Annotated in this window: 21 protein-coding genes; 12 read left to right on the top strand and 9 right to left on the bottom strand. The window is 43.1% G+C overall.

The window, feature by feature from the left end; genetic code table 11:
- The first annotated feature begins 781 nt into the window (after positions 1-781).
- From BM386_RS00130 to BM386_RS00140, 3 genes are all read left to right on the top strand, one after another.
- The gene (locus BM386_RS00130; protein WP_091691048.1) at positions 782-3,997 is read left to right on the top strand and encodes a SusC/RagA family TonB-linked outer membrane protein; all 3,216 of its coding nucleotides are present in this window, start codon (positions 782-784) and stop codon (positions 3,995-3,997) included.
- A gap of 41 nt (positions 3,998-4,038) precedes the next feature.
- The gene (locus BM386_RS00135; protein ID WP_091691049.1) at positions 4,039-5,589 is read left to right on the top strand and encodes a SusD/RagB family nutrient-binding outer membrane lipoprotein; all 1,551 of its coding nucleotides are present in this window, start codon (positions 4,039-4,041) and stop codon (positions 5,587-5,589) included.
- A gap of 84 nt (positions 5,590-5,673) precedes the next feature.
- Positions 5,674-6,768: a phosphoglyceromutase gene (locus tag BM386_RS00140; RefSeq protein WP_091691050.1), complete on the top strand. Its 1,095-nt coding sequence runs from the start codon at positions 5,674-5,676 to the stop codon at positions 6,766-6,768.
- 199 nt (positions 6,769-6,967) lie between these two features.
- Here BM386_RS00140 and BM386_RS00145 read toward each other — a convergent pair whose 3' ends face one another.
- Positions 6,968-7,546, bottom strand: a complete 579-nt coding sequence (locus BM386_RS00145; RefSeq protein WP_091691051.1) for a phosphonate degradation HD-domain oxygenase — start codon at positions 7,544-7,546, stop codon at positions 6,968-6,970.
- Between the two features lie 520 nt (positions 7,547-8,066).
- On the opposite strand from BM386_RS00145, the gene BM386_RS00150 reads away from it, so the two are divergent.
- Entirely contained in the window at positions 8,067-8,645 is a 579-nt protein-coding gene (locus tag BM386_RS00150) for a helix-turn-helix domain-containing protein (RefSeq protein WP_091691052.1), read from the top strand.
- A 25-nt stretch (positions 8,646-8,670) separates the two neighbouring features.
- Here BM386_RS00150 and BM386_RS00155 read toward each other — a convergent pair whose 3' ends face one another.
- From BM386_RS00155 to BM386_RS00175, 5 genes are all read right to left on the bottom strand, one after another.
- Positions 8,671-8,958 (bottom strand): hypothetical protein, encoded by a 288-nt coding sequence (locus BM386_RS00155; RefSeq protein WP_139235803.1) that lies wholly within the window; start codon positions 8,956-8,958, stop codon positions 8,671-8,673.
- Positions 8,959-9,081: 123 nt separating this feature from the next.
- Positions 9,082-10,215, bottom strand: a complete 1,134-nt coding sequence (locus BM386_RS00160; RefSeq protein WP_091691054.1) for a TIGR03364 family FAD-dependent oxidoreductase — start codon at positions 10,213-10,215, stop codon at positions 9,082-9,084.
- 43 nt (positions 10,216-10,258) lie between these two features.
- Complete coding sequence (locus BM386_RS00165) at positions 10,259-11,224, bottom strand: metallophosphoesterase family protein (protein ID WP_091691055.1); 966 nt, start codon at positions 11,222-11,224, stop codon at positions 10,259-10,261.
- A 26-nt stretch (positions 11,225-11,250) separates the two neighbouring features.
- Complete coding sequence (locus BM386_RS00170; RefSeq protein WP_091691056.1) at positions 11,251-11,952, bottom strand: phosphonatase-like hydrolase; 702 nt, start codon at positions 11,950-11,952, stop codon at positions 11,251-11,253.
- A gap of 30 nt (positions 11,953-11,982) precedes the next feature.
- The gene (locus tag BM386_RS00175; protein ID WP_091691057.1) at positions 11,983-13,065 is read right to left on the bottom strand and encodes a zinc-binding dehydrogenase; all 1,083 of its coding nucleotides are present in this window, start codon (positions 13,063-13,065) and stop codon (positions 11,983-11,985) included.
- Positions 13,066-13,380: 315 nt separating this feature from the next.
- Between BM386_RS00175 and BM386_RS00180 the strand changes: the two genes are divergently transcribed.
- Positions 13,381-14,670: a DUF5690 family protein gene (locus tag BM386_RS00180; protein WP_091691058.1), complete on the top strand. Its 1,290-nt coding sequence runs from the start codon at positions 13,381-13,383 to the stop codon at positions 14,668-14,670.
- On the opposite strand, the gene BM386_RS00185 is transcribed toward BM386_RS00180, so the two are convergent.
- Entirely contained in the window at positions 14,667-15,251 is a 585-nt protein-coding gene (locus tag BM386_RS00185) for a helix-turn-helix domain-containing protein (RefSeq protein WP_091691059.1), read from the bottom strand. The genes BM386_RS00180 and BM386_RS00185 overlap by 4 nt on opposite strands.
- Positions 15,252-15,299: 48 nt before the next feature.
- Here BM386_RS00185 and BM386_RS00190 point away from each other — a divergent pair, with 48 nt between their 5' ends.
- Positions 15,300-15,557, top strand: coding sequence for a Rieske 2Fe-2S domain-containing protein (locus BM386_RS00190; RefSeq protein ID WP_139235804.1), 258 nt, complete (start codon positions 15,300-15,302; stop codon positions 15,555-15,557).
- Between the two features lie 539 nt (positions 15,558-16,096).
- Here the strand turns inward: BM386_RS00190 and BM386_RS00195 are convergent.
- Together BM386_RS00195 and BM386_RS00200 are read right to left on the bottom strand one after the other, a co-directional pair.
- A complete protein-coding gene (locus tag BM386_RS00195) occupies positions 16,097-16,864 on the bottom strand; it encodes a DUF4625 domain-containing protein (RefSeq protein ID WP_091691060.1) in 768 nt (255 codons plus the stop codon).
- Between the two features lie 33 nt (positions 16,865-16,897).
- Positions 16,898-17,275 carry a transcriptional repressor gene (locus BM386_RS00200; protein WP_091691061.1) on the bottom strand — a complete coding sequence of 126 codons (378 nt, stop codon included), beginning with the start codon at positions 17,273-17,275 and terminating at the stop codon, positions 16,898-16,900.
- A 214-nt stretch (positions 17,276-17,489) separates the two neighbouring features.
- Between BM386_RS00200 and BM386_RS00205 the strand changes: the two genes are divergently transcribed.
- The 6 genes from BM386_RS00205 to BM386_RS00230 all read left to right on the top strand — a co-directional run bounded on the left by BM386_RS00205 (position 17,490) and on the right by BM386_RS00230 (position 24,595).
- Positions 17,490-19,739 (top strand): TonB-dependent receptor, encoded by a 2,250-nt coding sequence (locus tag BM386_RS00205; protein WP_244545416.1) that lies wholly within the window; start codon positions 17,490-17,492, stop codon positions 19,737-19,739.
- Between the two features lie 17 nt (positions 19,740-19,756).
- Positions 19,757-20,689 (top strand): DUF4625 domain-containing protein, encoded by a 933-nt coding sequence (locus BM386_RS00210; protein WP_091691062.1) that lies wholly within the window; start codon positions 19,757-19,759, stop codon positions 20,687-20,689.
- Positions 20,690-20,799: 110 nt separating this feature from the next.
- The gene (locus BM386_RS00215) at positions 20,800-21,264 is read left to right on the top strand and encodes a DUF4625 domain-containing protein (RefSeq protein ID WP_091691063.1); all 465 of its coding nucleotides are present in this window, start codon (positions 20,800-20,802) and stop codon (positions 21,262-21,264) included.
- 135 nt (positions 21,265-21,399) lie between these two features.
- Positions 21,400-22,665: a hypothetical protein gene (locus tag BM386_RS00220; protein ID WP_091691064.1), complete on the top strand. Its 1,266-nt coding sequence runs from the start codon at positions 21,400-21,402 to the stop codon at positions 22,663-22,665.
- A gap of 198 nt (positions 22,666-22,863) precedes the next feature.
- The gene (locus BM386_RS00225) at positions 22,864-23,430 is read left to right on the top strand and encodes a TraM recognition domain-containing protein (RefSeq protein WP_091691065.1); all 567 of its coding nucleotides are present in this window, start codon (positions 22,864-22,866) and stop codon (positions 23,428-23,430) included.
- A 292-nt stretch (positions 23,431-23,722) separates the two neighbouring features.
- Positions 23,723-24,595: a sulfite exporter TauE/SafE family protein gene (locus BM386_RS00230; RefSeq protein ID WP_091691066.1), complete on the top strand. Its 873-nt coding sequence runs from the start codon at positions 23,723-23,725 to the stop codon at positions 24,593-24,595.
- Positions 24,596-24,774 lie beyond the last annotated feature (179 nt).

Genomic DNA, 24,774 nt, shown 5'->3' on the forward strand with positions numbered 1-24,774 from the left:
TTATGATCTAGATTTAACTAGGGCCTGCTGAAAAACGCCATGAATAGATTAAAATCTATTATTTTGAATGATTAGCCCATTTTTTATGCGAGCGGTTTTTCAGCAACTACAAGCTTTTTGACGACTATAGGTCATTATCCAGGCGCTTGAAAATCCCAAAATAGGGATTTTCAAGCTAGCCTCAGCCATACCATCTTCTACGTTGGCCTCATTCGAAATATAAGCATACATCTTCACTCGGCCGCCTTGAACCTGGCATGCCTGAGACTTTTTCAGCAAGCCCTAACTAAAGCAAAAAAACATCCCTCAGCCCACTTCCTAGTTCCGGCGGAAGATGGCGTTGGCAGCAAGAAGATCCGCCCCATCCCAAGCAATCATTCCCTTGCGTCCATGGATTGCTTGGCATAAGGCGGACTGGAAAGATGGTCACCTTTTTAGTTTCTCGTCAATATCTACCAGTTAAACTATTTTAGCAATTTGATACTTTGCTGATAGAGATAAGTTTTGAATAGAATTTCCGGTGACCTAACTCCGAAAGTTTAATATTTGTTTACTTTTAAATCCATACTTTTTTGTTAATAAAAAGTAAATACAGGATTCAGATCTAGGTTTTTGTAATAACTTTTCTGCTGTTTATATGTCTATATATAGTTTTTGAGAAGTTAGTTCGGAATTAATTCATTTTTTGATAAAGCAGATTTAACTGCTCTCAGTCAGATAGAGTATAGTTTTAGTAAAATTTTAAACTTAACTATTTCTTATTCAAAACCTCTACCTTAAAATGACTGCTAAAAAAAGCATTTGGCAATGTTTGATAACAGCTGTGCTGCTGTTTATCATCAACTTTTCTTTCGCCCAACAAGGCATGATAGAAGGGAAAGTAATTGACACTAACAATGATCCTTTACCGGGAGCAACAGTTCTTGTGAAAGGCACCAGCCGTGGTACAGTGACGGATATCGATGGAAAATATTCCATCCAGGCCTCCGAAGGCGAAACCTTGATTTTTTCTTTTGTAGGATTTGAAGCCCTTGAAAAAGCAGTTGGATCTTCCACGGTGATTGATGTTACACTCAGTGAAGGGTTGGCTCTCAATGAAGTGGTAGTGACTGCACTGGGCGTAAAGCGGGAATCTAAAGCGCTAGGCTATTCTGTTCAGGCCGTGGATGGTGATAAGTTTACCGAAGCCCGGGAAACTAATGTTATCAATTCCTTAAGTGGGAGAGTAGCGGGTGTGCAGGTGACTAATAGCTCTTCAGGAATAGGCGGATCCAGCCGGGTCACTATCCGAGGAGAGTCTTCCCTGAATATCAATGCAAATCAGCCCCTTTTCGTGGTTAATGGTGTTCCCATCTCCAACAATATTGTGGGATCCTCTGGATCATCCAACCAGGAAGTGGATTATGGAAATGCCGCTGGAGAGATAAATCCTGATGATATCGAATCCATGACCGTACTAAAAGGTCCCGCTGCGGCTGCTCTTTATGGATCCAGAGCTGCAAATGGTGCAATCTTGATCACCACCAAATCTGGTAAGAACAAAAAAGGCTTGGGGATTACCATTAATTCCAACACTACGTTTGACAACCCCTTGATGCTGCCTGATTGGCAAAATACTTACGGACAGGGAAATGGTGGACAATTTGAATTTGTGAATGGTGCAGGTTCCGGGATTGCAGATGGTGTGGATGAAAGCTGGGGACCAAGACTGGATGCTGGATTGATGATTCCACAGTTTGATTCTCCTAGAGATGTGCCTGGTTTTAGAGGAGGTGACCTGAATGCTCCCGCAGGAAGTACAATTACTGCTACGCCATGGGTATCCAGCCCGGATAACATCAATGATTTTTTTCAGACTGGAGTAACGCTTTCTAATAACATAGCGCTATCTGCTTCAAATGAAAACGCAAACATCCGTCTTTCCTACACTAATCTGGATCAAAAAGGGATAGTTCCCAATACAGATTTGAAAAGGAACACCATTTCAATGAATGGAGGTCTCAATCTTACAGATAAGCTAACAGTAAACTCTACCATTAATTATCAGAGAAGCGATAGTGGTAATAGACCAAACATCAGCTACGGAACAGAAAACCTCATGTACTTGTGGATCTGGTATGGCCGTCAGGTGAATACTGCCAGCCTGAGAGACTACTGGATGCCAGGGCTGGAAGGTGAGCAGCAGTTTAACTATAACTACAACTACCACGACAACCCGTACTTCAATGTGTATGAAAATACCAATGGACAGGCTAAGGATAGAATTTATGGAAATATCTCAGTCAACTATAAGTTTACAGACAAGCTGAGCCTAATGCTACGTACAGGTTTGGATACGTACAATGAATTGAGAGATAGAAAGCGAGCATTCAGCACCCAGCGTTTCCCTAAGGGCAATTACCGGGAAGATGCACTTTATTTCTCGGAGATGAACTCTGATTTCTTGCTGACTTACTCAGAGAGCAGCAATGACGTTTTTACTTATAGTATAGCCGTTGGCGGTAACCAGATGCGTCAGGAAAACAGATATGTGCAGACTGTTGCACCGCAGTTATTGATACCGGGGATCTATAATTTCACCAATACTGCGGTGAATCTTCAGGTGAACCAATATACTTCGGAGAAGAGAATCAACTCCCTCTATGGTTTTGGGCAGATTGGTTATAAAAATATCCTTTTCCTTGATTTGACCGGAAGAAATGACTGGTCTAGCACCCTGCCGGCAGATAACAACAGTTATTTCTACCCATCAGCAACCTTCGGAGCGGTGATCTCTGATATGGTGATTATGCCAAAATTCCTTTCTTTCCTGAAAGCCAGAGTTGCCTACGCCCAGGTAGGGAATGATACAGATCCTTACAGCCTCTCTAATGTGTACAGTTCCCAGACCGCATGGGGATCTATTCAGGCCAAATCCGAATCAAACAGACTTTCTAACTCAGAGCTTAAGCCTGAGCAAACAGCTGCTTTCGAGACAGGCCTGGACGCACGGTTTTTTAACGGGAGGTTAGGTTTGGACTTCACCTATTTCGACAACAGAACCAAAAACCAGATTATCCCTATCGAGCTGGATATTGCCACGGGCTATGCATCCAGGATTATCAATGCCGGGGAAATACAGAACAAAGGGATAGAAATCGTTTTGAGTGCCAATCCTGTCAACACGACCAATGGTTTTAACTGGAGCTTTTTGGCAAACTTCACCCGAAACAGAGGAAAAGTACTTGAGCTGACTGAAGGACTGAATACCTATACCCTGACCGGGAGAAACGGTGCGAATATCCAAGCTAGAGTAGGCGAGAGAATGGGCAATATCTACGGACAGGGCTTTGCTAGGGTGGAAGATGAAAACTCAGAATTTTTTGGCGAGATCATCCACAACAGCACAGGAACTCCAATTACTGCACCTGAATTGAAATATCAGGGTAATTATAATCCGGACTGGATGCTGGGCTTGCAAAACAACTTCAGCTACAAAGGAATCAATCTGGGTTTCCTGTTTGATTTCAGATACGGAGGCATAGTGGTGTCACGAACCAAAACTATCGGAAGTACTTCAGGTCAATTGGCTGAGACGCTTTACGGACGTGAGACTGGGTATGATTTGGAAGGGGAAGGCAACGGAATAGTTTCTCCTGGGGTAGTCCAAAATGCTGACGGTAGCTTTAGTCCGAACACCTATGAGACTACTTCCAGAAACTGGCACAATACCTACTACAACAGATCTAATGTGGAGGCTGCGAAATACGATGCCACATTCCTGAAATTAAGAGAGGTGACTATAGGTTACACCATTCCTAAGTCCATCTTGAGCAGGACTCCTTTTGAAGATGTGAAAGTCTCTTTGGTAGGAAGGAATCTGGCACTTTGGACTGAGAATCCTCATTTTGACCCTGAAACTCTCTCAATGGGTGGAGGTACTCTTATTCCAGGTGTGGAAGATATGGCTTTCCCTTCTACTAGAAGTATGGGTTTTAACATCAATGTGAAGTTTTAAGTCGCTCAAGTTTGAATCTAAAATCGCTAAAACAGAAAAACATGAATTTTAATACTAAATATATAGCAGGAATCGGGTTGGCGGCTATGCTGTCGCTGAGTGGCTGTGATAAGGATTTCGATGAAATAAATACTAATCCCAACAGTCCCGAGACCGTTTCTTCAAATTTGCTTTTGCCTACAGTAATCAGAAATACGGCTGGCGAAATCTCCGGTAAAGCCTGGGGAATAGGCAACGTAGTGATGCAGCAGACCGCCAAAATCCAGTTTACCAATGAAGACCGGTACAACTGGGGGCCTGAAGGAAATCCTTATGGCTCCTTCTATAATTCCCTGCGGGATATCAGCAATGTGATAGAAATCTCCACAGAAGCTGAACAAAGCAATTATGTGGGTATTGCCCTGGTTCTAAGAGCCAGCTTGTACTCATTTATGACAGATGCTTATGGGGATTTGCCATACAGTCAGGCGATCAATGCCAAGGATGGTACGAATTATCCTGTTTTTGATACCCAAGAGGATATCTATAAAGGAATCCTTGCAGAGCTGGAGCAGGCAAATACCCTACTAGGATCTACCTCAGAAGGGGTAGAAGGGGATATTTTATTCGGTGGCGATATTATGAGATGGAGAAAATTCGCAAATTCACTTAGGTTGAGAATTTTGATGAGGCTTTCTGACCGTATGGACCCTTCAGCAGGGATGCAGGCAATTGTTTCCAATCCTACCCAGTTCCCGATTTTCACCTCAAACGAGGATCAGGCAGCCTTGCAGCCACTTCAGGATGTGCCAAACCAGCACTCTTTATACACGACCAGATCAGGTTCATTTGATGAATATAGACTGAGTGAACGAATGGAAACAGTGCTAAAAGAGCTGGATGATCCAAGATTGTTTGCCTATGCACAGCCTACCAACGATTCAGGTGCTGGTGTCATCGGTGAGGAGGATGATTATCAGGGAGTGCCAAATGGTTTGGCAGACGAAGAAGCTTTAGCTTACTCTCCATCCGGGGATCCGCTAAAAGGAGGCTCTAACTTTATCTCCCGGGTAGGCTACCTGTGGTCTTGTTCAGCTTGTACTCCGTTGGCAAACCCGATAGGTGCACAGGCGATCTTGATGGGTTATCCTGAGTTGCAGTTTATTTTGGCGGAAGCCAGAGAGAAAGGGTATATCTCCGCAGGTACTGCAGAAGATTATTATACAAACGGAATTGAGTCTTCTATTGCGTATTACAAAAGTAGATATGAAATCATCAATCTTCCACAGATCGCAGATAAACTGGTAGTTGACGAGGCTTATTTGGCACAGGAAAGGGTAGCCTATACGGGTTCTACGGAAGAAAAGCTGTCGAAAATAGGCACTCAAAAATGGTTGGCCTTATTCTTCTCGGGTTTGGAGTCATGGTATGACTGGAGAAGAACGGATTACCCTAAAATCACTCCAGGACCTGCTGCTTACATCAATACGGTTCCCGTTCGCTTTATGTACCCAGGTAGCGTGCAGGCGCTGAATAGAGAAAATTACGAGATCGCAGTAGGACGTCAGGGCCCTGATGCTATTACCACCCGTGTTTGGTGGGATGTAGATTAATTATTTCTTTAACTTGAATGAAAGCTCACCCTTGGATTTGTTTCTGAGGGTGACTTTTTACTAATCAACTTAGCTAGAACTATCATGCTTAACAAATCAATTGCTTGTGCATTTTTCACGCTGCTTCTTTTCCAGGCACTGAGCCTGAAGGCACAGGATTATAAAACTGAAAATATCATTTTGATTACCCTGGATGGTATTAGGTGGCAGGAAGTATTTACAGGTGCTGATTCCTTACTGGTGGATGATACTGGTATGATCAAAGTGCCGGGGTCTTTGCTAACCGATTTTTGGAATGAAGATCCATTGGTAAGGCGGGAAATGCTGATGCCTTTTTTCTGGAATACCCTCGCAAAAGAAGGTCAGCTCTATGGCAACCGTGCCTATGGAAACAAAGTGGACAACAGCAATAAAATGTGGTTTTCCTACCCTGGGTACAATGAAGTGCTAAGTGGGTTTGCAGATGATCAGCACATTAACAGCAACGATAAAATCAACAATCCTAATGTGACCCTGCTGGAGTATCTGAATCGCCTGCCTGAGTTTCAGAATAAGGTTATGGCCTTTGGCTCTTGGGATGTGTTTCCGTTTATAGTCAATGAGGAGCGGAGCGGGGTTCCGGTGAATGCAGGATTTGATATCGCAGAAGGAGATGATCTTTCTCCCGAAGAAATCCTGACCAACAAACTGCAATCAGAGATCCGTGGCCCTTGGGGCGGGGTGAGATTGGATGCCTTTACCCAAAGTTATGCCATGGCTGCTTTGAAAAACAAGAAGCCAAAAGTGCTGTATATCTCCTATGGGGAGACCGATGACTGGGCTCACGAAAATCACTACGATCAGTACATCTGGTCAGCTAAGCAGACTGATGCTTACATCAGGGAAATCTGGGACTTTGTACAAACTGATCCTCAATACAAAGACAAAACTACCATGATCATCACCACCGACCACGGTCGTGGCATCAGCAAAACCTCCTGGAGAAGTCACGGTGAATCTGTGCCTGAAGCAGGGGAAATCTGGATGGCGGCCATAGGGCCAGATACACCGGCTACAGGGGAGATGAAGTCTCAGGGTCAATGGCAATCTGCCATGATTGCCCGGACGATCTTTCAATTACTGGGAATGGACTATCCTGAAGCTAAAGCTGCTCCTGCTATCCAAGAGATGGTGAAATAACTTGCTTGTCTTCTATTTTCAGGTTCTTGATCCCAGTTAGGGATCCGGCTTTTACTCACACCTCTCCGGCTATCGCAGAGGTGTTTTTTATGTTGGGAGAAAAGCTTATTTTCTTCACCTGTTTGATTCGGGTGAGAGAGACGAATTGGAGATCAAAAAAGTGACTAGTCAGTCTTATACTATTTCTGGATTTTTGGGTTTAGGATAGCATTCGATCCGCTATCCGAATGTACTTGGCTAGATCAGGCAAAGGTACATGCTCTTCTTTTGCCATTTCGTCCCAGGTACGCATCTTTAGGGATAGCTCAAACAGGGGATCTGTCTCAAAGGCAACAGCTTCTTGCTCATTCATTTTTCCACCTTGAAACTCCAGCGTTTTCCGGCTTGCTTCAGAGAGTTTTTCGAAATATTCCGGCTGCCTGTAAGTCAGGTATCGCTTTGCCTGGACATGGTTTTCGACCAACTTCGCTATCTTTTCCGGAAATCCAAGCTCTCTTAAAAAGTCAGCTCCGATTTTCTCATGGCTGAGAACTCCGTAGCCTTCCATAGTTTCTACATCTCCCTGGGTCACACATAGATGGCCTATGTCATGAAAAAATGCAGCCAAGATCACTTCATCTTCATATCCTTCTTTTTCTGCGATCTGAGCAGCCTGACTCATATGCTCGATCTGGGATACAGGTTCACCTATGTAGTCTTCCTGACCGAATTTTCTATAAAGATCAAATACCATTTCAATTCTCATGGCAGTACTGAGCTTGGCGCTACTGTTTTGCATAATTACTAAGTTTATAAATACTAAATAAAGTGTTGACTACAAAATTCCAATATAAACAGCATTAAGGATTTGTGATGTCTTCAAAACACCCCTGATATTTCACATTTACAAAAGCAATATGTTTTTTCTGAACCTGGGTCAGCGTATCTTTTTTTTCATAATTACTTTTAATAGTCAATATATTAATGAGTTGTTAAATACAAACTTTGCCAGTCTGGTTTTCTACCGCCTCTAGCCAAATCCATTTTGACCTTCGTATAAATTAACATACAGATAATCTGATTATTTATCTTAAAACAACTTTGATGTTTAATTTTACTAAACATTGATCAATTGGTTTGTTAATGTTGGGGAGTTAATGCATTGCATGAAGCTCCCTTCTTTTTCATTATATTCTCAATCAACCTACTGTTTTGGCCAATATTTTATCAAATTATTGGACATTTTAGCTAAATCTAGCGAGGTATGTTTTTTTGCTCATGTATAAATAGATAGGTTAGCAACACCAGAATAGCAAGAAATGGAGCATGAAGTGATCGTACAGATCAGCAATAAGATTAAAAGCATTCGCAAGGAAAAAGGGATGACCTTGCAGGACATTGCCGATCTTGCCGGAGTCACCAAGGGTCTGATTTCACAGATCGAAAACAGCCGCACCATTCCCTCCTTGCTGGTATTGATTCAGATCGTCAAAGCCTTGAAAGTGGATCTGGATTCCTTTTTCTCCGAACTAGACCTACATGCGCGGGAAGCCCCCATCCTAGTGCAGCGAAAGTCCGCCTATGTGAGATTTGAAAAGGAAGCAGCAAGTGGCTATGAGTATTCTCGCATTTTCACCAAAAAAGTAAAGCAGAGTACTATAGATATTGTGCTTTTGGAGATACAGCCAGGGTCCAGCCGGGATTTTGTACAGACGGAGGCTTTTGAATACAAGTATATCATTTCAGGTTCTGTACGCTACCTTTTCAGAGATCAGGAAATTGACCTAGAGCCTGGTGATTCTATGTTGTTTGACGGGAGACTTGAGCATAATCCGGTAAACATAGGGGATGCGCCCGTTCAGATGCTGGTAGTCTATTTCTTTGAGGAGAAAGCATAGCCTATCTGAAAGGATCAATGACTCGCTATTTTGAAAGTAGTAGCTGGTCTAGCATAGCTCCTTCGGTATTATACATTCTCAACTCAAATCCCTCCGAGGTGAGGTTGCCAGTAAGATAATGATAGCCTCTGTACGTCTTGGCAGCAAATGGAATTCTGGTCGGTGCAAAATCCTCCAGATTTCCTCCCATTCCGCCTACCTGTACAAAGTGTATGCCTTCACCGAGGTTGACTTTATCTTCCTTCATCGGTAGCGTACGCATGTAGGTGTGTAGATGTCCAAAGAACATCACCCGCACTCCGTTATTCTCCATAAGTCTTATGATCGGCTGAAGTCGCCTGTCACCATGGGTGCTTGTGCCTTTCCAGGTATTCCCCGCACTACCCCATTACCAAATTATCAATTGATTACACTTTGATCTGTTCTAGCTGTCACCTCATAAGCTTAGGCTGGAAGCCACTACTTCTTCGCCCAGTCCAAAAGAGAGTGTCATTCCTGCGCCACCCATCCCGTTGACAATGGTGACGGTATCATCTACTTGGTGTACAAATTCCGTTGCGCCATTGGTCATTTTGGGATAGATACCATGCCAGGAACTGCCGATTTCCCAGTCTTTAAAGTGTGCAAATGTCTTCAGTACATTTAGGATCAGCTTATTGATATGCTGGGTGTCAAAAGGGGTGAGATTAAGCCCGTATTCATGGCTGTCGCCTACCGTGAGTTCTCCGATTCCATTCTGTGATACCATCACATGTATGCCTAGGTCCAATAGCTCCTTGTACTGTTTTTCATATACTTCCTTTAAAGCTTCTAGTGACTCGGCCACATGAAAGCCCTTGTAGTGTATAAAGCTGAGCCCTGCGCATAGAGGCGGGCCTATTCGCCAGTTCTGTGGCTGCTGCACGAGTCGCATCATTTGGAGCTTACACTTTGTGATAGGAGTGGACTCAAACAATTCCGGATACAAGGTTTCGAAATCCGCCCCACTGCATACAAATATTTTGTCTCCTGACCAGGATTTCTGTCCGCTGTAAACGGTATTTCCTTCAATCCTTGAGATCGACCTGTTCCATACGAAGTCAACTTCAGGCAGACTTTCTAGGTAATTGGCAGTTTTTGCCACTGCTTCCCTAGGATCCACGATCATCTCTTCTTCGGTCCAGAGTGCTCCTTTCAGTCCTTTTTTCACAGTTGCCGGACTTTTTACCAGGGTCTCTTCCACCGCAAGCTGCTGGGCGGAGTTTTTACCTTTCATGGCAGCTACATATTCAGCTACCACCTGAAGCTCCAGATCGGTATAGGCCAAATGCAATGCGCCAGTCTGCTCAGCCCAGAAACCTGCTTTATCAGCCATTTCCAGCCAGATTTCCCGGCTACGCATTGCCCTTTGATAGCTTGGGCCTTGCGCCTGTCCGATTGGCCAGATCATTCCAAAATTCCTTACCGATGCTCCCTGAGCCTGTGGGTGTCGCTCGATTACGGTGACTTTCCAGCCTTTGGCATGAAGCGCCCGGGTCATAGACAAGCCTACGATTCCAGCGCCGATTACGATTGCATGTGGTTGATTCATATGGTTGCTTATTTGAAAAAACAGAACTAGAATTTAAATTTTATCAGGAGATTTTGAGGTTTTTGATTTCAGGCATCACCCAGTCTAAGAGCTTGGGTTCCTCCTCAATTTTATATCCCAGTTGTTTAGGAGATTTGCCCACCCATTTGCTTTTTCTTCCTTTCACTGTTACAGTTTTGGAGGCTGGATCCAGGGTCAGAAATGCAAAAAGACTTTCTTCATAGGGGCAGGTCATGGCTATCCAGGGGTGCTCTTTTATTATTTCTTCACTGTAACTTTCATGCTCATAATCTCCACCTACCCAATAATAAGAGGCTGAATTGATGTGCAGATAATTTACCCCCTCAATCAGCAGGTGCTGGTCTAGGTGGGAATGTCCATTCAGGCAAAGCATAATTTTCTCAGCATGCTGGCTTAATAAGGTCTGGATTTCCTTGGCATTATCCACAGCAATAATCCCGGCTAGAGGCTGGTGGGAAATGATCAGAACTGGTAGTTCGGTAGCTTCTAATTCCTCCTTTAGCCATTTCATCTGAACTGATCCCACAAATGAAACATAGCCTCCTGTATGCGTAGCAGAGCCTTTTTCATTACAGTCCAATACAATTAATTTCAGTCCCTTTACTTCTTTGGAATAGTAGGGAGACGGCATACCCCATTTTTCCAGGCACTGATCTTTGGTGTGGCCTGAGTCCGTGTCGTGGTTTCCAATCACATGAAATGCGTTGGGATTTGCACCATTGAACAGATCGATTACCGCTGCGTTTTCGGGCTTGGGATAGGCGAAATCACCTAGTTGAACGATCGCATCAGGCTTTGATTTTTTTACTTCCTTCACAAAGCGCTCCATGCGGGAATACCCATCGTGCATGATGTCTTGGTGCAGATCGCTAATCAGTCCAAGTTGGATGGTTTTATTAAGTCTGCCTGCAAAGGAATGGCTGATCTTAGGAAGGACAAAACTAAAACCTGCCAAGGCTGAATTCTTTAGAAAAATGCGTCTGTTCATGGAGGGTGGGTAGAAGGTGTCGGATATCAGTTTTTTAAAGCAACAATGTCTTTGAGTTCCAACAAGGAATCAATGATAAAATCGGGATCGGCAGTATTCAGCTGCTCAGCAGTCTGGGCACCTGTGGTCACACCTAGTGTCAGTCCGCATCCGGCAGATTTCCCCTCGGCTATATCCACGATAGAGTCACCTACCTTTGCCACTTCCTTTACATTGCTTATCCCACACTTTTCCATAGCAGCAAAGATCATATCCGGTGCCGGCCTGCTGTTTGTCACATCGTCGGCTGTGATGAGCGCATCGAAGGTTTCCCCTTCTTTCCAGGCCAGCTTTTCCAGAAGGGAAAGCGCTGTTTTTTTATTGTACCCGGTGTTCAGTGCTACTTTGATACCGTGTTCTCTTAAATAGCCAAAAAGCGCTAAAGTGCCCTCATAGGCGCTCACCTCGAGCATGGAGTAAGCTTCTTTGAGAATATTCAGAAAGTCTGCAAAAGCTGTTTGTGCGTCGTTTTCCAGTTCTTCTGTACTGGTATATGCAGACTTCATGATATCTCTTACCGCTTGTAATTTCTCTTTTCCACCACCAATCAAAAGCACTGTGTCTAATGAAAAATCATGGCCTACTTTATTGATTGCTTTCTGAAGAGATTTGTAAACCACATTGTTCTCATTTATCGTTGTTCCTGCCATGTCAAAAACGATCAGGCTGATGTAGTGTTTATCTGTCATTTTATTGGATTGTTTACTTGAATTATTTGGTTAGTTTGGAGTGATTCCCACTCTGTATTTGCCGGATTCATGGGCAGTTTTAAATGCTTCATCCAGTTCTTCCAGCCGAAAATCCGCTTCCACCAGACTTTCAAAAGGATACTGTGTATGTGCTGCTTCCAGAAATTTGATGGCAAAAGCAAGATCCTCCGGAATGTAATTATGAAGCCCCTTGATCGTCAGTATTCTTCTGACCACGGACTCAGCACTGATGGAAATATTCCGCTCCGAATATACTGCACCTACCCAGACGGCAATTCCTCCAATGTTTAAAATGTTTAGGCCTTTTTCCATGGCAGCAGCAGAACCGGAAGTGTCTATGACCACATCTATCCCACCGATAGCTTGTGTGATTTCCAGCACTTCTTCAGTAGAAAGGCTGGCATCAATAGTTTTGTCTGCTCCGAATCTCTTGGTGTTTTCTGCGCGTTGTGCTGTTTGATCCATTGCACATACCTGATCCGCCCCATTGGATTTAGACATAGCACAGGCGGAAATCCCCAGCATTCCTGCACCGATTACCAGTACATTTTTATTCTTCAAGTTCCCGGCCAGCCTCAGAGCACCGGCAATGGTGGCATGGGTGCAGTTCAGAGGGGTGGATTCCTTGGCAGATAGCTCTGCAGGGATCTTAAAGATGTCTGTTCCTTTTCTCAAATGGCAATGGGTAGCAAAACCCCCGCTGAGTATGTCATTTTCTCCGATACGCTCATGACCGTATTTAAATAGAGGTTGGGACTTCTGCGGAATTCCTTTGACAGCCATGGCTCCTGAGTGGTCATGCGCATAGACAGACCAGGTCACCAGATCGCCGATTCTTAGGCTTTCTCCATAGAAATCAGCAACTCCATCTGCTGCAAGTGCTGTGATCCTGCCAATGACTTCGTGACCCAGCACACTAGGGACATGTGCGCAGCGGCGCCCATAATAGGAGTGCAGATCACTGGTGCATATAGTAGTATAGGTGATCTCTACGATTGCCTCTCCTGATTTTAATTTGGGAATATTTACTTCCACGGCAGAAAATGGCTTTTCTGCTTCGGTAAATACCATTGCTAAGGCTTCTTTATCCATCTTTTAAAATTTCCTTCTACTTGTCACCTTGTAGGATAGCTCCATCGGTTTCGATTGCAAATAAACTTAAAAAATTTCCTAATTGGAAAATTAATTTCCTGTTAGAAAACATAATAATCACTTAACATTCAATATTCATATTTCAGATCTCCCTCCAATACCTTTGAGACATCAATCAGAAGGGGTTCTTAACTGCTTGCTCTGAAGCCTATTACCTTGTTTGGACAGTTTTAATAGATTTCAAGGAGAGGATAACTGCCAGTTTAAGCAATTATAGATGATTCCTTTCTGGTTAAGAAGGAAAAATTTCACAACATGAAAAATACATACACCCTCTTACATAAATACCTTCCTCAGAAATCAACAGTATTGCTGATGGTGGGTGCGTTTTTATGTTACACGGGTATGTATGCGGTGAGGAAGGCATTTTTGGCCGGTCAATACCTGGATTTAGAATTTTTCGGCTTGGACTTTAAGACAGTTCTTGTGATCAGCCAGGTCATGGGCTATATGTTTTCGAAGTTTGTCGGAATCAAGTTGGTTTCTGAAATGACCTCAGCCAAACGAGCGACCTATTTAGTAGGATTGGTAGGCTTCGGTCTGTTAATGCTTTTGGCATTTGCACTTTTACCAACTGATTTCAAGCCAATTGCATTGTTCCTGAATGGTATGCCACTAGGGATGGTTTTCGGTTTGGTATTTTCTTACCTGGAAGGAAGGAAAAATACTGAGCTGCTGGCTGCGGCACTGAGTGCGACGTTTATTTTCTCGACAGGTTTTGTAAAAACTGTGGGGGTATGGCTGATGCAGGATTTTGGGGTGGGAGAGTACATCATGCCATTTCTTACCGGTCTGCTATTTTTTCCTCTCTTTCTAGTAGCTGTCAGGATGCTGAGTGTCTCCCAGCAGCGAAGTGAAGAAGATCTAACTCTGCGCTCTGAGCGCCTGCCTATGAATGCCAGACAACGCTGGGACTTTCTGAGAAAGCACGGGCTTGTATTTGGAGGGCTGGTGGTCGTGTATGTTTTGCTGACTATAGTACGGGATTTCCGGGACAATTTTATGGTGGAGTTTTGGGCAGAGCTCGGGATGCAGGGCAGCCCTGAGCTGATTACCTACACAGAAATCCCTGTGGCAGTTCTGGTGCTGGTATTGGCTGCGTTTGGGGTTTTGATCCGGGACAACCGCAAGGCATTTAACTACGGTATTTACTTAAGTATGGTATGCTGTATAGGGATCGTGGTCCTGACCTGGTTCTTTGAAAGGGGGATGGTATCTCCAGTCTGGTGGATGGTGATCAATGGGGTAGGGCTTTACCTTCCTTATATCCTGTTCCACTGTTTGATTTTTGAGCGTTTTGTAGCACTTCTCCGTTTCAGCGGCAATGTTGGTTTTTTGTTTTACACAGCAGATGCACTTGGGTACACAGGAAGTGTGGGAGTGATGCTTTTCAAGGAATTCAGTACCACGCAAGTCACTTGGGTAAACTTCTTGGGGGATCTCAATCAGATTGCAGGTGTGATCATGACTGCTGTGTGCATTATTACCCTTTTTTTGTTGCAGTTCAAATCAAAAAAGCAGCATGAGTTAGCGCTTAATACTTAATTAAGAGTGATGAAATAGACTACCAGAATGACAGCATCCTCTGTGTTTTCATTTTTTGGTACATGTGGGATATTTCCATCAAAAAAGAGAGAATCTCCTTCTTCCAGCTGAAACGTCTCAGATCCCAACTCATAGCTGATAGTTCCTTTTACTAGATAGATGTATTCAAATCCGGCCGTGGACACTCTGGCTCTTTCCGCATGGCTTTTTAATGTGAGCAGAGAGATCTCCATAGAGGATTTTTCAATGGGGTAGTTCAGGATCATCTCATACTCATAGCCTATAGACTCTTCCTCTTTGTTTACAGAGGTGTACTCACTTTTTTTCCGGAGTATATATCCTTTGAAGTCGTTTTCGGACTTCAGGTCAGCGAAGAAATCCGAGACATTCAGATTGAGGGTTTGAATAAGTTGAAGCAAGGAAGGCAACGTGGGGATCACACGTCCATTCTCGATTTTGGAGATCATGGCCATGCTCATACCTGACTTTTCTGCCAGTTCACCGAGTTTCCATCCTATTTCTTTTCGGATCGCCTTGAGCTTGTTTCCTATCTGAATGGTCAAATAATCTGAGTTGTTCATGGATTTTTTATTTACTGCCAATTTACCAGAAAAAAATTCCTGGTGTGAATGTTTGCAATTGCACATCTCTTGAAAAAAGGAGAGGGTAAGATTGCGGAAGTTGGTGAAGAAAAGGTGGCGGCTTATCGGAATGATAGTGGACAGTTACATTTGGTCTCTTCAGTGTGTACACATTTGGGGTGTGTGGTACATTGGAATAGTGCCGAGAAAAGCTGGGATTGTCCTTGCCATGGTAGCCGCTTTTCAGTTGATGGTAAAGTATTGGAAGGCCCGGCCTACCTTGATCTGGCCAAGCGGGAAAAATGAAGGTGCCTATCTAGCATTTATTTTTTTAGCATAGATCACTGGATATTATCCCTATGAAAGCTAGTCTACATAGCTAAGTCAGCTAGGTTCGATGAGCGGTGAGATAAGCTTAACTTTTAATTTTTACCCCTAAAGTAGTCTAAGCCCCTTCCTTGTGCCGCCGGAAAAGGGCTTAGGCAAAAAGAAGATCGGCCATACCACAATGCCCTGAAAAAGGAGCAGGATAACTATGTTCCCATACCTGAAATCCGGAAGATAGACAGCACTATTGTTCAGAGAAACTACCTGCAGATCAAGCAGAATGTGCGGGGTATTATCCTTTCTGAAATGGATAGGCTGGTGAATGATCCGGCACAGAGGCATTTGGTGATTAGGAAGGGAGGAGAGTAGATGTATTTATTTTCCAAGGAATGTCTTGGGATGAAAATATAAATTATTAGTGAATAAATGTATCAGGAAGAGAGGTTTAATTGAAGTTGGATCCATAAAAAAAAGGGCTGCGATTAGGCAGCCCTTGTTGTTAGTATAGTGTAAATACCTTAGGCAGTCACATCAATATGTGATTCAAATTCCTGGATATTTCCTTCCTCATCCTCAATGGAGAAGGTGATATGATACTCACCAGCAGGTGCGTTTGCAGGTACATCGATGTGCTCGTGGAATTCAGCCTCGGTCAAACCATGGTAACCTTCTTCATAGATTTCTTCGAATTCCCATTCCACTTCACCTGCCCCAGGAGTAACTCCATGGGCATGGATATCAACTGAGACCTGATGGATGCCGTGTACTGCATTGATCATAAATTCAACATGAAAATCATTGCCTCTAGCCACTGTTTCGTCCATTTCAAGACCACTGATAGTTACCAATGACAATACTTCTAGGTGTCCTTCTACCTCTGAGGTATTTCCCGCCTCATCTGTAACTTCCAGGGTGATATGGTATTCTCCAGCTGGAGCGTTTGCAGGAATATCTACATGCTCATGGAAAGTAGGATTTCTGACTAAGTATTTTTCATCCGTGTAGGTTTGGGAGAAATCCCATTCCTCTTCACCTTCACCTACCACTAAGTCATGTCCATGAATGGTAAGAGTGATAGATGCTACAGTTGCTTCTGCCAAAATTTCGGCTTCCAGATGTAGGTCAGAACCTCTATAGGCAGTCCCGTCTGTAGCATGTGTGCCTCCTTCACCAAATTGAAATTCGGAGATTACCGGAGCGTCAAAGTTTACATCCTCGTCATCCTGGCAGGAGAAAAGTGCAAGTCCCAAAATCGGGATAAGTAATGCGTGTTTAAGTTTGTTCATTGTTTTTTACTTTTTGTTGGTTATAGATTTGATTTAGTTTTCTTTAAAAATTTGACAATGAGGACATATACCTGCTGTCATAATATGTACTGTCTGGACTAAGTATTCCTCAGGAATTGAAGTTTCTATGTGTTCTGCCTCTAGGCTATAAACTTTGTCGCACGCTAGGCATTGAAAATGATTGTGGGTAGAGGAATGATCCTTTTCCGTACATAATGAGTATCTGAAATCCCCATTGAAATCAGGAAATCTATAGATTGATTTCTCCTTTTCCAGCCTGAGCAGCATGCGGTAGAGTGTCACCCTGCTGCAGGTATTTTCTAACTGCTGCTTTATTTCAGAGTAGCTGACTGGATGACTAGCGTGTTGAATTATTCTCAAAATGGTCGCTCTGGCAATTGTTTTCCCCATAGTTTACATTTGTGCAACTTTATTGCAAATATGTGTGAATAGTTTTTAAATGCAAATGAATTGCATTTAAAAACCTTATAATTTACCACGGTATGGAATTAAAAAATGTGTTATATGGCGCTATGAGGCGATTTATATAAAATGTACCACTATTTTATATGCAACATTGTTTCAGTATTTTTTAAGTTTATATTTGCAATATAATTGCATTTAAATGTCAGTGACCCGTCTTACCTTCTTTATTTCTGTCTTGTTTTTGCCGGGAGCAAGCGAAGCTATTTCCCTGATGGGAGCTTCTGCAAACCGAATTTCTACTACTTTCCAATTTTCGAGTTTTGACTCCCTTGGGCAATATGTATCGGACACCACTCCTGAAATCCAGGAACTGGAAGAGGTGGTGGTCATGGATCAGGCCGAGATGATCCGCCGAGAAGAATCCAACAGTATCCAGATGGTCAGGCAGAATTTTATCCGTGAAAACCGCAGTGGGAGCCTGATGAAATCCCTGGAGAGAATTCCCGGTATCAGCATGATTGGGATCGGGTCGGGAGCTTCCAAACCTCTGATCCGGGGACTTGGATTTAATCAGGTGATGGTGGTGGAGAACGGCATTAAACATGAAGGCCAACAATGGGGGGCTGATCATGGGCTTGAAGTGGATCAGTTTGCTGCAGATCAGATCATGATCATCAAAGGTCCTGCATCGTTCAAGTATGGCTCAGATGCAATAGGCGGCGTGATAGATATCCGGGAAAAGCTCCCTCCTTCAGAGGATGGCATCGGTGGTTCGATAGAGCTGGGGGCCCGGTCAAACAATGCTTGGTTTGGTGGTTCCGCTAATCTTTTTTACAGGAAAAATAACTGGTTTGCCGAAGGAAGACTGACAATGGCTGATTATGGTGATTTCAAAGTCCCTACAGACTCCGTGTTTGTATATGATTTTGGTGTGGCACTTCATGAGGGGCAAGTCAGAAATTCTGCCGGGAATGAACTTGATTTCTCGGGTAGGGTAGGGTACCTGGGTAAGAATTTCCGAAATACACTTAGAGTGAGTAGAGTCAGCACTAAAGCCGGTTTTTTTGCCAATGCCCATGGATTGGAGCCAAGACAGGTGGACACTGAACTTCATGACCGATCGAGTCGGGATATTCTCCTGCCTTTTCAGGAGGTGACGCATACCAAAGTGATCAATAAATCCAGCTATGTTGCCGGAAATAACTTTTTCCAACTTGACCTCGGCTATCAGCGAAATGACCGTAAGGAATGGAGCCAATATGTCAATCATGGGTATATGCCGGCAATCTATCCTTCCGAGATGCTTTATCCTTCTGATCTGGAGCGAGCATTTGATAAAGAAGTATTTTCTGTAAACCTAAAAGATGAGCTCTTTTTGGATAGCCACGAATTGGCGTTTGGTGCCAGTGGGGAATACCAGCACAATGATATAGGAGGATGGGGATTTTTGATCCCGGCTTTTCAGCAATACAGCTATGGATTTTATGTCCTTGATAAGTTTAAACTGACTCCGCTTTGGCAGCTTACCGCTGCCCTGCGCTATGATCACAGCCAGATTCACGTGGAGGAATACCAGGATTGGTTTCCCAGTGTAGAAGATGCTTCCCAGGCTAATGCAGATGATTACCTGTATAGAGCGGTCGATTTTCAAAGAGAATTCAACAGCCTGGTCTGGTCGGTGGGTGTGAATTATACTCCGGGAGATCTGATCTTAAAGGGAAATCTGGGTACCAGTTTCCGTATGCCAATTGCAAAGGAGCTGGCGGCCAATGGGGTCAATTATCACTATTTCCGCTACGAGCGGGGCAATGCTGACCTAAATCCGGAGCAATCCCTACAGCTGGATCTGGGCGCTGAGCTTAAAAAGGAGAAATGGTTGCTGTCCTTCAGTCCTTTTATCAATTATTTCTCGAACTACATCTACTTAAATCCCACTGCCGAAATGGATGTGCTGTATGGTGCCGGAAACCAGGTGTTTAATTATACTGAAGCTGAAGTCCTACGATACGGAGCCGAACTAAGCGTGCTGCATCAATTGACAGAGCAGCTAAGTTTTGAATTCCTAGGCGAGTTCGTTTATAGCGAGCAAATGTCTGGCGATAAGCAAGGATTTACCCTTCCTTTTTCCCCGCCACCATCTGGGATTATCAACGCTACCTACAAGCCTCTAAGCAAAGGGGGTTTTAGCAATCCTTACTTCGCTGTGGACTTTCGCATGACGGCTGAGCAGGCCAATATCGTTCCTCCGGAGACAGTTACCCCAGGCTATCAGTTGGTCAATCTACGCGCAGGTTCTGGCATTTCTCTCTTGGGTCAAGAAATCCAGGTAGATGCCCAGGTGCAGAATCTCTTTAATACCCGGTACCTGAACCACACGAGCTTTTATAGGCTCATTAATCTGCCTGAGGCTGGGCGGAATATCACGCTTTCACTGAATTACAATTTTTAACTAAACCAACTAATACAATGAAAAATAGATTCTACTTTCTACTAATCGTTTTCTTAAGTGCTTTTTTGATCAGCTCCTGCGAGGATGTAACGGAGCCGATCTTACCTTCTCCTACACTGGAAAATGTGGAGATAGGGTCGGGTAACAATCATATCGGAGTAATCGGAAGAGACTTTCACCTAAATGCGGATATCGTGGCAGGTGATAAGATTAATCTGGTCCAGGTGAAGATTGAGCAAATAGCGGGTGAGTCTTATGCTGGAGACTGGAGTTATGAAGTGACTTGGGAGCAGTTTAAAGGTGCGAAAAATACCAACGTTCATCAGCATTTTGATATTCCTGAGAATGCAGTGGAAGGCAAATACGAATTTATTATCATCGTGACCGATGAGAATGGGACTGTATTGGAGGAAAAAGCTGAAATACAGATTGTAGATCCTTCCAATCTGGAGGTTGATCCTATACTTTATATCTGGATGATTACCACTGACCAGGGAGATTTTCACTATGTGAATGAAGACTTGATCAATCCCGAAAATGTGGAGTTTTCCAAAGATGAAATCCTTAAATCTGATGTAGCCATCAATAATGTAAAGGGAGATGGTGAATTGTACTTGTTGCTTATCAGAAAAGACCTTAACCATAAACCAGAATCGGTAGATGGCATCGATTTTTCCAAGGTGATTGTGTACGATACGTTCACACATGAAAATGAAGAGGATGTTTATTCTTTTGCCAATGTTATTTACGATGGGAATGGCGGATTTACACGGCCAACCCCGGAGTTTAAAATCGGGTCGCCCGTGGACAACAACGATCCTTCTGGAGATCTTACATCCGGCGAAAATGCATGGCAGTCAGACGAGTATTATTTCGGAGTTGTCTATACCAATTCCACTTATGACATCAGCCTATACCATTATTTTGAGCTTGATGTGACAGGGTTTTAATCTTGGGTAACGCGAGAAATAGTGGGAAACTAGAATGCATCTGGGATATGATTGTGAAAATGTCCCTTTTCGATATGAAATCAGCCTGTGAAAATCAATTTAGATAAAATATGAAAAACTACATTATAGTCTTATTAGCAGTATCGGTACTGACTGCCTGTGGTGAAGATGAAAAGCCGGCGATCGACCTGGAATATCCTGAGATTATCGCTACAGCGAATTCTTTTCCTATACAATGCAGTGTAGTGGAAAGAGGAGAGACCATGCAGTTCCGAGCATCGTTTAGCGACAATGTGGAGCTGGGAAGCTACAGTCTCGACATCCACCACAATTTTGACCACCACACCCATAGCACAGAGGTCAATGACTGCGAGTCGGATCCTGTCAAGGCGGCAGTTAATCCTATGCTGTTTATCCAGACTTACACTATACCTACTGGTTTAACTGAATATGAAGCGGAGGCTGAAATCGATATTCCCTCTGGTATAGATCCGGGTGATTATCATTTTTTGATCCGGGTGACAGACAAAGAAGGCTGGCAGACGCTACAGGGGATTAGTATTAAAATCCTTTAAGTCTATAGTTTTTCCAGCTACTAGCATTCATGGTTTTTATAAAAAGGTTATGCAACATAATTGCAATTTAATTGCAATTATGTTGCATTTAATAGTGATTTGATTTTACTTTGCTACACCTTATAAAAACACAGCATGAACAGATTTACAAAATTTTATGGCCTTGTGCTATTGGCAGCATTTGCCTGTCAGGAAAATGAAGATCCAATTATTGACCAGCAGGAAACTTTTGACGCCACAGAAAGCGAGTGGGTCAGGTTAGTCACAATCAATGAATCCGGAAACATCGGATTAATGAATCCAGTGGCTGGCTCGGCTCGGGCTCTCAGCGTTGCACCATTTGCAGCAGGAAGCCGTCCTTATCTAAGTTCTTCTGGAAGATATATTACCTCTGTCATGAGAAATGAAGGAGAAGTTCGGTTTTTCGATTCTGGGATCGAGTTCCATATTGATCATGGACATGAATATGAGCCAAAGTGGGTAGCAACTGCTGCCATGGCACCGCTTCCCACACACTTTTCTACCTCACATGAAAACATTGTCATATTTAACGACGGCGATGGATCTATTACTTGGGCACACGAGCAGGAAATCGGACTTCCATCTTTTGAACCTAAGATCATCAAGGACATGGGGAATGGTGTGCACCATGGAGCTGCGACCTGGCTAGCAGGCGATTACTTCGCGGTTACTTTCAAGAATCCAGCTATTCCGGGTCCTTTGCCGGAAACCATAAAATTAATCGATGAGCAAGGTGCTCTAGTCGCGGAGTCTGAAACGGCTGTGGTAAGTGGAATTCACGGCGATGCATCCAATGGGAAATATGCGCTATTCGGAGGTATGGAAGGGGTTTTGGTAGCATCGAAAGAGAAGGAGCTCTTTTTGATCCCGAACAGCGATGGATTGAATTCGGAATCAGGGAACTGGCTAGGTAGCCTTAAGGCACATGACCAATCAGAGGTATTTTATGGAAACTCCGGGAATAGGGGAGTTTTCAAAATTGACCCAGTCGCTAAAAGTATCACTAATGTATATAGTGGCGATGATGTAGTAAGTTACTTTTTCAATGAAGATGGTTCAAAATTTATCATCCAAAATGAGGCGAATCAGATCATAGTTCTGGATGCTATTTCAGGAAACGAATTGCTAGCTAAATCCATGTCAATTGCCACAAACCTGAACCCTGCAGCAAGAGTAGTCCGTGATGAATATGAAAAATATAGGATTCTTGATGAGCCATCTCCTGTTTTGACAGCTTCACAGAACTATCTATATGCGCTAGGGGGTTCAAGAACTAACATCAAAGTGTACGATTTAGAGGATTTGAATTTGGTTCATACTATGCCACTAGATACCCCTTTGGTAACTATTATGAGGGTGGGCTTTCATGAGGATAGGTGACGTAATATTTAATTTGGTTGAAGGTTAATTTCAAAAGCTGCTTAGAAGTCGAAGCAGCTTTTTTTGAATCTACGGTTAATTGGATTATTACGCATTGATGGTAAGAAATCTTTGAATATCGATGAACTGGTTAAGCAGAAAGGAAAGCTAAAAAGTAGTCTGATTTTCGATTAGTTTCCGACGATATATTTGAATGGTATGGACAGTCTGATTGCCACGGCTCGGAGTAATAAAGTAGCAACCACCTTGGGCATTCAGGATCTCAGCCAGCTCAGAAAAGACTATGGGCGTGAGCTTGCAGATGTGATCATGGGTATCGTTGGGAATATTGTTTCGGGGCAGGTGACTGGAGACTCGGCAAAGCAATTGTCGGATCGAATTGGGAAGATCATGCAGGACAGACAAAGCCTTTCGATCAACAGTGCAGACACTTCGATCAGCAAATCAAAACAACTGGAATCAGCCGTTCCTCCTTCTACTATTTCTTCGCTCTCCTCCGGTGAATTTGTAGGGATGGTAGCCGATAACCCAGATTGTAAAATGACTCTGAAAGCTTTTCATTCGGAGATCATCAACGACCACAATGCCCTCAAAATAGAGCAGGAAAACTATGTGCCTATCCCTGAAATCCGAAAGTTGGATCATGCTATTGTACAGAGAAACTACCTGCAGATCAAGCAGGATGTGCAGGATATTATCCTTTTTGAAATGGATAGGCTGGTGAATGATCCAGGTCAGAGGCATTTGGTGATTAGGAACGGATGATTATTAAAATTTCATCTACTTCTTTGTTTTAGGTTTGATTTAATCTAGTGCAAACTAAAATAGTAAAATCAGTTTTCCAGAATTGGGCTAAAATTGGAATTTGGGTTCTGTTTTGGATATTGAATAACTTCCTTGAAATATTCTGACGCTAGCTTTCAATAGCTTTTATATAGATTCCATTATTTCTGCTTTTTACTTAAACCTTTCCAGGAATTTAAAGCATATAATTCCTACTTGTTTAATATGATATGTATAAATACTTCTTAGATTTGAAGAATCAATTCTTTTGACCATGCAGAAATTAGTATCCCGATTAAAGAGTGAGCCGTTTTGGACTATGTTTTTTGCCTTTGCGGCAATGGTGTTCGTATTGATGGTGACCCAGACACTTACCCAATCAATCAAAAGCTGGGAAGTAGATGCCGAGATGTTTTTATGGTTTTTATTGGTGGGCTTTGTCGCACAGAGTATAGATGGAGCCCTGGGAATGGCCTATGGAGTGAGTTGCAATTCGATCTTATTGGGTATCGGAATTCCACCTGCAGCCGCTTCTGCATGGGTTCACTTTGCTCAAGTGTTTACTAGTCTAGCTTCCGGAATTTCGCATTGGAAAATGGGAAATGTAGATTGGAAATTGGCTAAAAAGCTCTTGATCCCCGGGGTATTGGGTTCTGTGATAGGGGCATTTTTACTTTCAAATGTAAACGGGGACATGATCAAGCCTGTTATCGCTATTTACCTGTTAGTAATGGGAATTGTGATCCTCAGAAAGGTAAAGAAAAAGCATGCACCAAAATTCAACCGTGAAAGTAAAAGCCTACCGGTACTTGCCACCACAGGAGGGTTTGCAGATGCCATAGGAGGAGGGGGCTGGGGTCCTATTGTCAACAGTACTTTGTTGAGCAAAGGAAAAATAGCACGCTATGCAATAGGTACGGGAAATTTTGTGGAATTTTTTGTTTCTCTGGCCAGCGCTTCAACATTCCTGTTTTTTGTCAAAGAATTAAGTCTTGCTCCGGTTCTTGGACTGATCTTGGGAGGAATTATTGCGGCTCCATTTGCTGCGTACATCTGTAAACTGGTGAAGCCAAAGTACCTGATGATAGCTGTCGGGATATTGATTATTTCCCTGAGCATCAGAACATTTTATTTATCCTTCTTTTGATTTCATCTCCCTTGATAGTTTGACCAGTTAAATCCTCTTGGGATGTGCTCAGCAACACAAATGTTTTTTAATGAAAAGTTCGAATTGTTGGTGTGTTATTAATTTCAACAGTAGCTGAAGTGTGGAATTGAAACTGATTTAAGCTAAAATGTTTATTGGTAGATGGTATAGTCAGTTAA

Origin of the sequence: Algoriphagus locisalis (assembly GCF_900116615.1) — a bacterium.
Taxonomy (GTDB): Bacteria; Bacteroidota; Bacteroidia; order Cytophagales; family Cyclobacteriaceae; genus Algoriphagus; species Algoriphagus locisalis.